Annotated in this window: 12 protein-coding genes; 9 read left to right on the top strand and 3 right to left on the bottom strand. The window is 71.4% G+C overall.

Features of this window, described 5'->3' with window-relative positions:
* Positions 1–7: 7 nt before the first annotated feature.
* On the bottom strand, positions 8–1054 hold the full coding sequence (locus AB0B90_RS07970) for a YihY/virulence factor BrkB family protein (RefSeq protein ID WP_362921533.1): 1047 nt from the start codon (positions 1052–1054) through the stop codon (positions 8–10).
* Between the two features lie 117 nt (positions 1055–1171).
* Between AB0B90_RS07970 and AB0B90_RS07965 the strand changes: the two genes are divergently transcribed.
* Entirely contained in the window at positions 1172–1732 is a 561-nt protein-coding gene (locus AB0B90_RS07965) for a ferritin-like domain-containing protein (RefSeq protein ID WP_350946265.1), read from the top strand.
* Between the two features lie 127 nt (positions 1733–1859).
* On the opposite strand, the gene AB0B90_RS07960 is transcribed toward AB0B90_RS07965, so the two are convergent.
* Positions 1860–2948 (bottom strand): cellulose binding domain-containing protein, encoded by a 1089-nt coding sequence (locus AB0B90_RS07960; RefSeq protein WP_362921530.1) that lies wholly within the window; start codon positions 2946–2948, stop codon positions 1860–1862.
* A 462-nt stretch (positions 2949–3410) separates the two neighbouring features.
* On the opposite strand from AB0B90_RS07960, the gene AB0B90_RS07955 reads away from it, so the two are divergent.
* The 8 genes from AB0B90_RS07955 (at position 3411) to AB0B90_RS07920 (ending at position 12859) form a co-directional block, all read left to right on the top strand.
* Positions 3411–5228, top strand: coding sequence for an ABC transporter substrate-binding protein (locus tag AB0B90_RS07955; protein ID WP_362921528.1), 1818 nt, complete (start codon positions 3411–3413; stop codon positions 5226–5228).
* Complete coding sequence (locus AB0B90_RS07950; protein WP_350946262.1) at positions 5225–6232, top strand: ABC transporter permease; 1008 nt, start codon at positions 5225–5227, stop codon at positions 6230–6232. The genes AB0B90_RS07955 and AB0B90_RS07950 overlap by 4 nt, the downstream gene beginning before the upstream one ends.
* A 94-nt stretch (positions 6233–6326) precedes the next feature.
* Positions 6327–7280: an ABC transporter permease gene (locus AB0B90_RS07945; RefSeq protein WP_362921526.1), complete on the top strand. Its 954-nt coding sequence runs from the start codon at positions 6327–6329 to the stop codon at positions 7278–7280.
* Between the two features lie 4 nt (positions 7281–7284).
* Positions 7285–8625 carry an ABC transporter ATP-binding protein gene (locus AB0B90_RS07940; protein WP_362921524.1) on the top strand — a complete coding sequence of 447 codons (1341 nt, stop codon included), beginning with the start codon at positions 7285–7287 and terminating at the stop codon, positions 8623–8625.
* Positions 8622–9632: an ABC transporter ATP-binding protein gene (locus AB0B90_RS07935; RefSeq protein ID WP_350946259.1), complete on the top strand. Its 1011-nt coding sequence runs from the start codon at positions 8622–8624 to the stop codon at positions 9630–9632. The genes AB0B90_RS07940 and AB0B90_RS07935 overlap by 4 nt, the downstream gene beginning before the upstream one ends.
* On the top strand, positions 9629–10639 hold the full coding sequence (locus tag AB0B90_RS07930; protein WP_362921521.1) for a GNAT family N-acetyltransferase: 1011 nt from the start codon (positions 9629–9631) through the stop codon (positions 10637–10639). The genes AB0B90_RS07935 and AB0B90_RS07930 overlap by 4 nt, the downstream gene beginning before the upstream one ends.
* Positions 10640–10766: 127 nt before the next feature.
* A complete protein-coding gene (gene murQ, locus AB0B90_RS07925; RefSeq protein ID WP_350946257.1) occupies positions 10767–11693 on the top strand; it encodes an N-acetylmuramic acid 6-phosphate etherase in 927 nt (308 codons plus the stop codon).
* Between the two features lie 83 nt (positions 11694–11776).
* Positions 11777–12859 carry a serine hydrolase domain-containing protein gene (locus AB0B90_RS07920; RefSeq protein ID WP_362921519.1) on the top strand — a complete coding sequence of 361 codons (1083 nt, stop codon included), beginning with the start codon at positions 11777–11779 and terminating at the stop codon, positions 12857–12859.
* On the opposite strand, the gene AB0B90_RS07915 is transcribed toward AB0B90_RS07920, so the two are convergent.
* Complete coding sequence (locus AB0B90_RS07915) at positions 12818–13756, bottom strand: MurR/RpiR family transcriptional regulator (RefSeq protein WP_362921517.1); 939 nt, start codon at positions 13754–13756, stop codon at positions 12818–12820. The genes AB0B90_RS07920 and AB0B90_RS07915 overlap by 42 nt on opposite strands.
* Between the last annotated feature and the right edge of the window lie 10 nt (positions 13757–13766).

Below are 13766 nucleotides of genomic sequence, written 5' to 3'. Positions count from 1 at the left end.
TGAGCCGCTACGGACGAGGCGGCCCGTTCCCCGATTCCCGCCGGCGCCCGCGCAGGGCTCCCACGAGCGTCCTGGCGATCGTGACGGCCGCCGTACCCACCGCGCCGACCAGGGGCTCTCGCTCCTCGGCCGCGGTGGGACCGGGGTCGGGGTGAACGGGATCCGCCCGCCCGGCGCGGACGGCCTCCAGTTGCGCGGCGAACGCCAGCCCCAGGAAGAGGGCGATCGAGCTGAGGAACGACCACAGCAGCAGCGCCATGACGGCCGTGAGCGGTCCGTACGTGGCGCCGAAGGTGCCGCTGCTCTCGGTGTAGAAGGCGAGCAGGAGGGTGAAGACCGTCCACAGGACGAGCGAGACCAGGGCACCGAACGCCAGCCAGGTGTGACCGGGCTGCCTCCTGCGCGGTGCGGCGCGGAACAGCACCGAGGTCGACAGCAGCGCGAGGAGGAAGCCGAGCGGCCAGCGCACCAGGTCGAACGCCTCCCTGGCGCCGTCGCTCCAGTCGTAGACCTGGGCCAGGGCCCTGCCGATGGCGCCGCCTCCGACCATCACCACGAAACCGGCGGTCATGAAGGCGCCGGCCGTCAGCGCCATCAGCAGGGCCCTGCCGTACTTGCGATGGAAGGGACGGTCCCGCTCGACGCCGTAGATGCGATTCGCCCCCCGCTCCACCTGGGCCATGGCGCTGGTCAGCGAGGACACGGCGGTGGCCAGGCCGAGCCAGAGCGCGATGACACCCCCGGTGCGGCCCGCCTGCCGGTGGCTGTCGGAGAGCACGTCCTTGACCGCCTCCACCCCCGCCCCCGGCGCGAGCTTGCTCAGGACCAGCTCCAGCACCTCGCCGAGATGCTCCTGGTTGATCACCGAGCTCAGCCCGACCAGCGCGATCGCGCCGGGGATGATCGACAGGCAGACCTGGAACGCCAGGGCCCTGGCGTTGGTCATGCCCTCGCCGTATCTGAACCTGCTGAAGGAGTCGCGGACCAGATGCCAGCGGCCGTATTCGCGCAGGGCGGCCCAGGCGTGGTCGGCCGAGAGCTCTTCACCGTTCATGGTCCGCGTCTGCGGGACCTTCGTCGCTGTTCCCATGTCGAGCGGGCGGCTACCCAGAAAGCGACACCGCGAACAAAAGGTGCTGGATAACCCGCCGATTCTGGGTAGGGCAGGCTCATGGCTGAATTCCTCACAGATATCAAGGAGCTCCGGGCGCGGGCGCGTCAGGAGATCGACAAGGGTCCCATCACGTCGGCCTACGGCGCGGACCTGCCCCGGGTGATCCAGGTGTGCAACGAGGCCCTGGCGACCGAGCTGGTCTGTGTGCTCCGCTACAAGCGGCACTACTACACCGCCTCGGGCATCCACGCCGGGGTGGTGGCCGCGGAGTTCCTGGAGCACGCCGCCGAGGAGCAGGAGCACGCCGACCGTCTCGCCCAGCGCATCGTCCAGCTCGGTGGCGAGCCGGACTTCAACCCCGAGACGCTGGCGGCGCGCTCGCACGCCGAGTACGACGACAGCCTCGACCTGATCGAGATGGTCAAGGAGGACCTGGTCGCGGAGCGGATCGCGATCGCCTCCTACACGGAGATCGTCAACTGGCTCGGCAACGACGACGTGACCACCAGGCGCGTCTTCGAGGACCTGCTGGCCCAGGAAGAGGAGCACGCCGACGATCTGAAGAGCCTGCTGGAGAGGCTTCCCGGCGCCCTGAGCCAGGGCGGGGAAGCGTCGTAGGGCGCGAAAACGAGCGGGCCCCCGGGCCTCAAATGGCCGGGGGCCCGCTCGTGTTCGCGCCGGTCGGCGTCCCGCACGGCCCCTCGCGCCGGGGCCGGGAGGGGACTCCGGCGCGGGGCCCCGCGGGTCAGTCGGCCGTGCAGGACACCTCGGGGACGGGGGAGCCCGGCCCCGAGGCGAGGAAGCCGAAGACCGTGGTCGCGCCGGGTGCCAGGGAGCCGTTCCAGGTGGCGTTCCGTGCCGAGACGGCGGCTCCCGACTGGGTCACGGTCGCGTTCCACGCCTGGTTGATCTGCCGCCCGGTGAACGTCCAGTTCGCCGTCCAGCCGGTGATGGCCACCGGGCCGGTGTTCTTGACGGTCACCTCGCCCTGGAAGCCGCCCGACCACTGGTTGGTCGTCTGGTAGACGGCGGTGCAACCACGGCCCGCCGTGGGCGTGACGGTCGGCGTCGGAGTGATCGTCGGGGTCGGGGTGGTGGTCGGCCCGGAGCCGAGCAGGGCGGCCAGCGCGGGGAACCACCGGTCGGCGATCTTCTGGTCGCCCGACGCGTTGGGGTGCACCCCGTCGTAGGTGTCGTACCCGGTGGTGAAGCCCGTCCACTGGTCGACCACGATCACCGGTGACCGCGCGGTGGTCTTGCTCGCGGCCCATCCGGGAATCGCCGCGTTGAGCGCGGAGACCCGCTGTGCGCACTCACCGCACGTGCCGGGGTTCATGGGGATGATCTGGGCGACGAGGACCTTCATGTCGGGGTTGCTCGCCCGCATCTGGTCCACCAGCTTGCCGTACGCGGACAGGATGGTGGCGGTCGGGCGGTTGCTCCAGACGTCGTTGGTGCCGAAGTGCATCATCACGATGTCGGGCCTGGTCGCCGAGAGCCAGCCGGGAAGCTGGTTCTGGTCGGCGACGTTGGTGACCAGCGCCCCGCCGTGTCCCTCGTTGTCCCCGTCGTGCGCGACGCCGCAGCCCTGGGGCGGCAGGGTGCCGACGAAGTCGATGCCGGTGTGCCCCGCGTTCACGAGGCGGTTCCACAGCAGGGCGCGCCAGCATCCGGGGGAGCCGGTGATGGAGTCCCCGAGTGCCATGATCCTGGTGGCCGCCGCCTGCGCGGGGACCGCGGTGCCCGCGAGCAGGAGTCCCAGGGTCACGACCGCGGCCATCGCGGTCGCCAGAACCGTGAGAATCGTGCCGCCTCCGCGTGCCGTTCTTCGCATCTTCCGCTCCCGCCTCGGTCTCGCCCGGCTGCGGGCCGATGCTAGGCGTCCCGGGCGGGGGCAGGAAGCCGTCCGCGTCCGCGGGGTCCTGACCTGCGCGGTTCTCGCCGGGAGGGTGTAACTTTCAGCCCGCTCTCGTGTCTCGCGGCCTTCCGTGTCCTTCGTGCCTTCCGGACGGGGCCGGGTCCGGGGCCGCTGGGCGGCCTCACACCCCGGTGAGATCGTCCACCTCCCCGCGCGGACCGGATCTTCTCCGCGCGGATCGGATCGCCCGCTCCACACGGGGCCGACGGTGATCGGCGCGGGGGTGAAACCTCGGCCGGCGGCCGGTGAAGGAAAGCTACAGAGAACATCACGAAAGTGGAGATAATTGACGCCGACGGCAGGGCGAACGTATTGTCCGGACAACGCCACACCTCGGTATCAGTGCCCTGACCTCGAAGAACACCCAACGGAGCGTTCATGAAGCGACTAGCAGCGGCAGCGGTCTCCCTCTGCCTCGCAGCCGCCACCGCGGCGTGCGGCGGTAACACAGCCGACTCCGCCAGCTCCGCCGGTGACGTCTTCACCACGATCGACGCGCTCAAGCCGGGCATCGACGCGAACGCGCCGGTCAACCCGTACAACCCCAAGGGCAACGCCTTCCGGGGGTTCAACGCCGAGTGGCTCGGGTGGACCAAGAATCACCTGACCGATCCGAACCGGTTCTACCCGGGGGTCGCGCAGAGCTGGCAGGTCGCCCCCGACCAGTCCTCGATCACCCTCAAGCTCCGCCCGAACGGCAGGTGGTCCGACGGCGAGCCGATCACCGCGGAGGACGTGAGGTTCTCCATCGGCGTGGCCTACACCCAGGGTGGCACCGCCTACGCCCTCGACCCCTCCGCGGCCGGTACGGCCTCCGACATCAAGATCGTGGACGATCGGACCATCAAGATCACCCAGGCGGCGAAGAACCCGAGTTCCTCCTTCGTCCGCAGCGTCATGGAGACCGTCATCGTCCCGGAGCACGTCTGGCGCGGCGTGCTGCCCGCCGACTTCTGGCAGAAGCTGAAGCTCGCGCAGAGCGACGCCCCCGGCGCGGAGGTGGCACGGGCGGGGATCACCAGCCTCGCGGACAAGGTGATCTCCTTCGCCCCGCCCAGGGACGTCTCGGCCGGGCCGTTCGTGCTGAAGCGCGTCAACCCGGGCGAGGCGCTGCTGGTCAAGAACGAGAACTTCTACAACGCGGCCAACGTCGCCGCCGACCAGGTGCGCATCCTCAACTACACCGGCAACGAGCAGGTCTGGAACTACCTGGTCTCCGGCAGGCTGGACAACGCCCCGTTCACCGCGGTCCCCGCGGGGGTGATGCGGCGGATCACCGAGACCCCGGGAAACACCATCGTGAGGGGATACTCGCCGGTCAGCATGGGACTCGCGTTCAACCAGTCCAGGAAGCCCTACGACAACGTGCACGTACGCCGGGCACTGGCGTACCTGATCGACCGCGCGCAGGTCACCAAGGTCGCCTCCCCCGAGGGGGGCGCCGCCTCGGCCACCACCTCCGGCCTGCACGAGGAGGCCGCGAAGGCGTGGCTGGGCAACGGCATCGCAGCCCTGGACCCCTACCGGCACGACCCCGCCAGGGCCGAGAGCGAGCTGCGGGCCGCGGGGATGAGAAAGGTCGACGGCAGGTGGACGATGCCCGACGGCAGCCCCTGGAAGATGACCATCAACGTGCCCGCCTCCTTCTCCGACTGGCTGGCGGGCGCCAAGGCCGTCACCAGCCAGCTCAACGACGCCGGGATCGACGCGCAGGTCGTTACCACCGCCGACTACCCGCTCTACCTGGAGGAGATGGCGGCGGGGAAGTACGACCTCGGCTTCTGGCTGGTGGCGCTCGGCCCGGCCCCGTACAACATCTTCCAGCGTCTGTACGGCGCGCAGAACGGCTGGCAGCTCTTCGGCGGCAGGCTCAAGCACGTCGCCCCCGGCACGGAGGGCAACTGGATGGGCGGCGCCGAGATCATCGACGTCAAGGGCGTGGGCAGGGTCAATCCCGGTGAGCTGGCGGTGAAGCTGAACTCCGTGCCTGAGGCGGAGCAGCGGGGCATCGTCTCGACCCTCGCCAGGACCGCCAACCAGGACCTCCCGGTGATCCAGCTGTGGGACTACGTCAACACCCAGGTCGTCAACACCACCCGCTTCACCGGATTCCCCGGCGACGACAGCGACGCGCTGCGTCTCACCTCCGGGGTCTGGCTCCAGCTGGGCATGATCAAGAGGAGGAGCCAGATATGACGGTCATCGCACGCCGCCTCGCGGGCCACCTCGTCCGCGGGCTCGCCATGATCCTGGTGGTCACCACGATCAGCTTCGTGATCATCAGGAACATCCCCGGAGACCCCATGCGGGCCCGCTACGAGAAGCTGGTCGAGCAGGGCATGTCGCCGGAACAGGCCGAACGCGCCGTCGCGGTGCTGTACGGGTTCATGCCGAAGGGCACGATGTGGGAGCAGTACGTCGACTACATGAGAGGTCTGCTCCACCTCGACCTCGGCCAGTCGCTGAGCGTTCCCGGCGCGGAGGTGACCACCCTGCTCGCCTCGGCGGCGACGTGGACGATCCTGCCGGTGCTCATCGGAACCCTGCTCAGCTTCGCGGTCGGCATCATCCTGGGCGTCTACGCGGCGATCAAGCGGTCGAGCAAGCTGGGGGACATCCTGGCCGTCTCGGGCTCGCTGCTGCACGGCCTGCCGCAGTACGTCCTCGCGCTGCTGCTGAGCGCGGTCTTCACGACGCTGCTGCCGATCTTCCCCGCGAGCGGCACGGCGGACGTCACGCTCGAACCCGGCCTCAACGCTCCCTACATCGGCTCGCTGATCCAGTACGCCACGCTGCCGATCCTCACCTACGCGCTGGCCGGATACGGGGGCTGGATCCTGGCGATGAAGTCGAGCGTGGTCACCGTGCTGGGCGACGACTTCATCCTCGCCGCCGAGCTGCGCGGCATGAAGCGCGGCGTCATCTTCCGCTACGTGGCGCGCAACGCGATCCTGCCGCTGTTCACCATCCTCGCGCTCTCGCTGGGTCTGCTCTTCGGCGGCGCGATCTTCATCGAGCGGATCTTCACCTACCCGGGGCTCGGCCTGTTGCTGCTCAACAGCATCACCGACCGCGACTACGCGCTGATGGGCGGGGCCTTCCTGCTGATCACCGTGGCGATCGTCATCGCGAACATCGTCGCCGACATGCTCTACACCGCCATCGACCCACGGGTCCGTTCCGGACAGGAGGCGTCATGACCGGACGAATCAGGGGAGCCGTGGGAAACCGCCTTTCCGGCACGCGGGCGGCGGATCTCACGAGCCCGTACACCCGCACCACGGGGGTGATCGCGTGACGGCACCGGTCATCACGGGTGGCGCCCCCGGCGCACCCGGCACCCCGGGGACCCCGGGGACCCCGGGGATCGCCGGCACCCGCGCGACGCTGCGGCGCAACTTCCGGCGCGGCGTCTGGCGGGTCCTGCGGCGCAAGCCCAGCCGGATCGTGGGCGTGGCGATCCTGGCCATGTTCGCGTTCATGGGGATCTTCGGGCCGCTGCTCTACCCCGCGCGGCTGCCGCGCGACGACAACGCGCTCTACGCCGCGCCGAGCCTCGCACACCCCTTCGGCACCGACTTCGAGGGCACGGACGTGCTCGCCCTGGTGGTCACCGGCGCCCGGTACGTCCTGCTGACCGCGCTGGTCACCGCCGTGATCACGGTGGCCGTCGGCACCGCCGTCGGGCTCTTCGCGGGGTTCCGGCGCGGCCGCTGGGACTCCGTGCTCATGCGGATCACCGACATGAAGCTCACCATTCCCGCCCTGCCGCTGCTGCTCGTCCTGTCGACCGTCTGGAAGTTCACCAGCGCGCTCGAGATGGGCCTGGTGCTCGGACTCCTCGGCTGGGGCGGTGTGGCGCGCGCCGTACGGGCGCAGACCCTCTCGCTGCGCGAGCGCGGCTTCATCGAGGCGGCCAGAGGGCTCGGCCTGTCCGGCAGGCACATCGTCGGCAGGGAACTGCTGCCCAGCATGGCTCCCTTCATCGCGATGAACATGCTCATCGCGGTGACCGGCGCGGTGTACGCGCAGGTGGGCCTGTTCTTCCTGGGGGTCCTGCCGTTCGACGCCAACAACTGGGGCGTGATGCTCAACCTCGCCGTGTTCGGCGGCGGCGCGCTGACGACGACCACCGCGCTGCCGTACATGCTGGCGCCGCTGCTGGCGATCCTGCTGCTCACCCTGGGCATCGTCCTCGTCGTCGACGCCATGGACGAGATCTTCAACCCCCGGTTGCGGGAGGACTGAACAGATGTTCGCACGTTCGGAGAAGGTGTCCGTGACACCGGGCGAGCGGCTGGCCGCCGCCGTGAGAACCCTGAGCGCCCGGCGCACCCGGGGCTCCCGGAATCCGGAGGGCACCGGCAGCACCGAGAGCACCGCGAGCGCCCAGGGCGCGGCGAACTCCCGCGAGGCGGGAAGGAGCGGCCCGCCCGGAGTGCGCGTCGACGACCTGTCCGTCGTCTACCGGACGTCGGCGGGAGAACTGCCCGCCGTGTCGGGGATCGACCTTGAGCTGGTGCCGGGGACGATCACCGGGGTGGTCGGCGAGTCGGGGTCGGGCAAGTCCACCCTGGCGCTGTCGCTGCTGAACGCGGTCCAGCCTCCCGGCAGGATCCGCTCGGGCCGCGTGGAGATCGACGGGCTCGGCGACGTCGTGGAGTTGCGGGGCGACGATCTGCGCCGGGCGCGGGGACGGCACATCGGGTACGTCTTCCAGGCGGCACAGAACTCCCTCAACCCGCTCAAGACGGTCGGCAAGCAACTCCTCGACCTGGGGCGTTCGCACGACATCCAGGATCTGAGGGAGCTGGTCAGGGACGCCAAGGACCTGCTCGGCAGGATGGGCCTGGACGGCGCGCGCGTGCTCGACTCCCACCAGCACGAGCTGTCCGGCGGGATGCGCCAGCGGGTCGGCATCATGTTCGCGCTGGTGCTCAACGCCCATCTCGTCGTGCTGGACGAGCCCACGACCGCGCTCGACATGATCAGCCAGGCCACGATCCTGCGGATCATCAGGGAGGTCCACGAGGAGCGCGGGCTCACCACGCTCGTCATCACCCACGACCTCGGCGTGGTGGCCGAGGTCGCCGACCGGCTGGCCGTCATGTACGGCGGACGCGTGGTGGAGCAGGGACCGACCACCGAGGTGCTCGGCGCACCCCGCCACCCCTACACCCAGGGCCTGATCCGGGCCATCCCGCGTCTGGTCGGCGACATCGGGGAGGCGAGGGCACTGCCCGGCCGTCCGCCGACGCTTGGGACCGTCCCGTCGAGGGGATGCGTCTTCAGGGAGCGTTGCGAGCTGCGCATGGACGTCTGCGAGACCGAGGAGCCGCCCGCCGTCACGCGCGGCGAGTGGATCGTGGCCTGCCACGCCGTCGCCGCCCGCCACGCGGACGAGGACGCGAACGCCGCGCGCACCGCGCACCGGACCGGCGACGGAGCCGCCGCACGCGCCACGGACGGGACGGACGGCGGCGCCGGGAACGGGGCCGCGAACACGAACGGGAACGCCCACGAGGACCGGGACGCGGTTTCGCGGGGGGCCGGAAGGCCCGCCGGGACACACGGGCCGAGGGAGAAAGCGTGATCACTGGACAGGGAGTCACGAAGACCTTCAAGCAGCGGGGCGGCATACTCGCCGGCCGGGAGGTGAAGGCACTGCGCGGCGTCGACTTCGCCATCCCCAAGGGCGGGGCGGTGTCGTTCATCGGGGAGTCGGGCTGCGGCAAGACCACGCTGGGGCGGATCATCGCCGGGCTGGAGAGCTACGACTCCGGAGAGATCGTCATCGACGGCACGCCCATGTCGTCGCTGCGTCCGAGGCAGCGCCAGCCCCACTTCCGCAGGATCCAGCTCATCCACCAGGACCCGTACTCGGCGCTCAACCCGACCCGTACGGTGCACCAGACGCTGGACGCGCCGCTGGCACTGCGAGCCGCGCAGACCGGCCGATCACGCTCGTGGGCGGACGGACGTGCCCAGGAACTGCTGGAACTGGTCGGCCTCGACCCCGGCTACGTGCTGCCGCGCTACCCCCACCAGCTCTCCGGCGGGATGCGCCAGCGGGTCGTCATCGCCCGCGCCCTCACCGTCGACCCCGAGATGCTCGTCGCCGACGAGGCCGTCTCCATGATCGACGTATCGCTGCGGCTGGGCATCCTCGCCCTGCTCAAGGACCTTCGCGAGCGCCTCGGGGTGAGCGTGCTGTTCATCACCCACGACGTGGCGACCGCGCGCTACATCGGCGACGACGGCGAGCTGTACGTCATCTACCGGGGGCAGGTCGTCGAGCGCGGCCACGTCGAGACGATCATCTCCGCTCCGGTGCACCCGTACACCCAGTCGTTGCTGTCGGCGATCCCCGTGCTGCACGGCCTGGAGCGGCCGGGCGAGGAGCCGGTGACGCCGACCGGGGCGCTCGACGAGAGCCGCCTCGACGAAGGCTGCCTGTTCGCCCGGCGCTGCCCGTTCCGTACCGGCCGCTGCGAGTCCGAGCACCCGCTGCTCGGCCACGACGGCGGTACGCCCCAGGAGCACGCCTGCTTCCACCCCGCTCCACGCAACGTCGTCGCGATGCCGGTCGGTCACCCGTGACCCCGCTGGGAAAGAGACCCGGGGCGGGGTCGTGGAGTGCGGGCGAGGCGCCGGGGGCCGCTGAGACGTCGAGGAGCCCGGAATCGACGGGAATCCGCGATCTGCCCGGAAGCCGTGCGGCGTCCGAGATCGGCGAGCTGTCCGGGATCAGGCAGGCCGTCGCGGCCGACGCGGAGGCGCTCGCGGAGATCGCCGGGGCCGCTCTCGCCCATGACGCGGGGGAGGCCGCGAGCCTGGTCGCCCGTCTCGCCGCGCCGCCCGCGCACCGCTCCTGGACGGCGCTGGTGACGCGCGGTCTGGACGGTGTGGTGTTCGCCTCGATGTCGGCGCGCGACCCGTGGGCGGGCCATCTCGACCTGCTCGCCGTACGTCCCGAGGCTAGGGGAGCGGGCCTGGGCCGGGCGCTGGTCACCGCGGCCGAGGACTGGCTGCGCGGCCGGGGGGCGACCGAGGCGCGCTTCGCCGGTAACCCGCCCTGCTACGCCTGGCCGGGCATCGACGTGCGCTACACCGCGGCGGCCTGCCTGGCCGAGAGCCTCGGCTACGAGCGCCACAACGTCGCCTGGAACATGACCGCCGACCTCACCGGCGACCTGTCCGTCGACGCCGACCTCGGGCGGCTGGCGGCCTTGGGGGTCACCGTGCACGCCGTCGCCCCCGGGGACCGCGCCGCCGTGTCGGCCTTCGTCGAGGAACAGTGGAACGCGAACTGGGCCTGGGAGGCGGAGCAGGCCACCGGCTGCCACTACGCCGTCAGGGACGGCGAGATCCTCGGCTTCGCCGCGTGGGGCGCGCGGCCCTCCTGGTTCGGCCCGATGGGCACCGCGCCGGCCGCGCGGGGCCTGGGGGTCGGTCGCGTGCTCGTACGCCGCTGTCTCGCCGAGCAGCGGGCCGCGGGCATGTCGAGTGCCCAGATCGGCTGGGTGGGGCCGCTGCGCTTCTACGCCAGGACGGTCGGCGCGCACGCCGAGCGGGTCTTCTGGCTCTATCGCCGTGGGCTGTCATGAGGGCCTCGGCACACCGGGGTGACCCGATGTACGGGTTCCTGCCGGGTACGCGGCCGCGACTTCCTCGCTGCCAGATGATCATCTGGTTGACGGCAGTGAGACAGGACAACTAACGACATGGGATGTCATGAGTGATCAAGTAGCCACGCTGTCCACGCTTTCCACCGAGCAGAGCGATCCGCGCTACAGCCGGATCGACCTGCTCCCCACCGAGCAGGTGGCCAGGCTGATGAACGCCGCGGACACCGCGGTGCCCGCGGCGGTCGCCGAGGCGGTTCCGGAGATCTCGGCCGCGGTGGACGCGGTCGTGGCCAGGATGAGGTCGGGTGGCCGCCTGTTCTACGTGGGCGCGGGGACGTCGGGCCGGCTGGCCGTGCTGGACGCCTCGGAATGCCCGCCGACCTTCGGTACCGACCCCGAGCTCGTCCAGGGTGTCATCGCGGGCGGCACTCCCGCGCTGACGCGTTCGGTCGAGGGCGCGGAGGACGACCGGGACGGGGGAGCGGCGGCCCTGGCGGAACGGGGAGTGGGCGCGCTCGACGCGGTGGTGGGCGTCTCCGCGAGCGGTCGCGCGCCCTTCGTGCTCGGCGCGCTGGCCGAGGCGAGCCGCCGTGGAGCCCTGACCGTGGCCCTGTCGTGCAACGTCGCGACCCCGCTGTCGGCGGCCGCGCGGCACCCCATCGAGGTGATCGTCGGCCCGGAGGTGGTGACCGGCTCCACCAGGCTCAAGGCGGGGACCGCGCAGAAACTGGTCCTCAACATGATCTCCACGATCGCGATGGTCAGGCTGGGCCGTACCTACGGCAACACGATGATCGAGGTGTCGGCGATGAACTCCAAGCTGGCCGACCGGGCGGCCAGAATGGTGAGTGACATCACCGGGGCGGCACCGTCGGCCGCCCGCTCCGCGCTGGAGGCCGCCGGATGGCACGTGAAGGTCGCGGTACTCATGATCGAGCACGGCCTCGACGCCGACGGTGCCCGGGTCCTGCTGGAGCGGCACGGTGACCATCTTGAGGCGGCGCTGGAGGCGGGACGGGCCAGGGGCGCCTGAACCTCCGGCGGAAGGGAAGCCGGCGCCGGACGTGAGAGCGACGCCGGGTGCGGAGCCGGGACCGGGGACCGGAGGCGGGAACGATGTCCGAGCGTGACGAGGGTGCCCGGCTCGCCGGGATCCTCGGGGCGGCCGTGCCGCGCGTCTGCTCGGCGGCGGTGGCCGCGATCGCCGTGGGCGGTGTCACGGTGGCCGCCGCCGCGGTGGGGGAGGCCGTGCGCTACTCGTCGGCCTCGGAGGAGCTCGCCGGAGACCGGCCACCCGCCCTCCGGGACTCGATCTTCGACCTCGCCTCGATCACCAAGCTCTTCACCACGGCCGTCGTCCTGTCACTCGCCGAGGACGGCCTTCTCGGCCTGGACGAGCCCGTCGCGGCCTGGCTGTCCAGTCGTTACGGCGGTGCCCCCGAGGTCACCCTGCGGCACCTGCTCACCCACACCGCCGGCCTGCCGCCGGGACGCAGGGCCCACGAGGAGATCCCCGGCGACGGCCCGGAGATCCGCGCCGCGCGCATGGAGCGGATCCTCTCGACACCGCCGATCGGTCCGGTGGGCGAGCGCTACCTCTACTCCGACGTCGGGCTGATCACGGCGGGCCGGGTGGCGGAGATCGCCGGTGGGGCCTCCCTGGACGAGCTCGCCCGTACCCGGGTGGTCGAGCCGCTGGGCCTGCCCGACACCGGATATCGTCCCGCCGCGTCCCTGCTGCCCCGGATCGTCGCCACCGAGCACAAACCCGAGCGCCCGGGGCCCGGATGCGTGCGCGGCGAGGTCCACGACGAGACCGCGCACGGCCTGGGTGGGGTCGCCGGGCACGCCGGGATCTTCTCCACCGCCGACGACCTCCTCCGCTTCGCCGAGGCGTTGCGCACCGGGGGAGCGCCGGTGCTGGGGCCCGGCGCGGTCGCGGAGCTCACCCGCGACCACGGCGTGAGGGACGCGGGCTTCCGCCACGGCCTGGGCGTGCGGATCGGCGATCCCGCGATCGTCGGCCCGCTCGCCGACGCCTACGGTCACTCGGGCTTCACCGGCACCTCGCTCGTCGTCGATCCCGAACGCGCCCTCACCGTCGTCCTGCTGACCAACAACGTCCACCCCCTGCGCGGCCGGGCGGGCATTCGTGACCTACGCCACGCCGTCGCCGCCGAGGCCCTGCGCCTGTCCTGAGCCGGACCTGCTCCTGCGGCGATAGTCGGTCCTGAAGCCGTCGATGGCGTCCCTGGTCGCCCTCAGGGCCGCGTCGGAGGTCTCGAAGGTGCGCTGGGCGACGCCGACGAATATGCAGTCGACGATGAGGAGCTGGCTGATCCGGCTGGCCAGGGCACCCGGCCGGAAGGCGGTCTCCCTGCCCGCCGAGACCAGGACGTGGTCGGCGAGCTCGGCCAGGGAGGAGCGCGGGTTGTTGGTGATCGCCACCGTGGTGGCGCCCGCCCGTCGCGCGACGCGCACGGGCGCGAGCACGTCCGGGGTCTCGCCGGTGCAGCTCACCGCCACCGCGACGTCCTCGCCTCGTACCAGTGCCGCGCTGGTCAGCGCGAGGTGCGCGTCGGTGTAGGCGTGACCCGGCAGGCCGATCCGCATCAGCTTCTGCGCCATGTCGACCGCGACGAGCCCGGAGGCGCCGACCCCGTAGACGTCGACCCTGCGGGCTCCGGCCATCGCCTCCACCACCAGGCCCAGCCGGTCGGGGTTGAGCTGGGCCGCGGTGTCGGCCAGCGCCTCCGACTCGGCCCTCGCCACCTTCGCGATCACGTCGGTCAGCGGGTCGTCGGGGCCGAGGTCGCCGGGAACCAGCCGTTCCGGCTCGTTCCTGGCCACCGCCGCGGCCAGGGCGAAGCGCAGCTGCGAGTATCCGGCGAAGCCAAGGGCCCTCGCGGTGCGCACGATCGTGGCCTCGCTCGTGCCGGAGGCCGCGCTGAACTCGGTGATGGTGCTGCGGGCCACGACGCCGGGGTCGTCGAGGATGAGACGGGCGATGGACTGGGCGGCGGGGGTGAGGGAGGGGAGGACGGCCCTCACCGTGGCCACCAGGTTCACGGGGGTGGGGCCGTCGAGGACGTTCATTAAGCGCCTT

It is taken from the genome of Streptosporangium sp. NPDC049078 (assembly GCF_040648855.1).
Lineage (GTDB): Bacteria > Actinomycetota > Actinomycetes > Streptosporangiales > Streptosporangiaceae > Streptosporangium.
The sequence above is the reverse complement of the archived record's forward strand: the minus strand, read 5'-3'. Positions and strand labels throughout refer to the sequence as shown.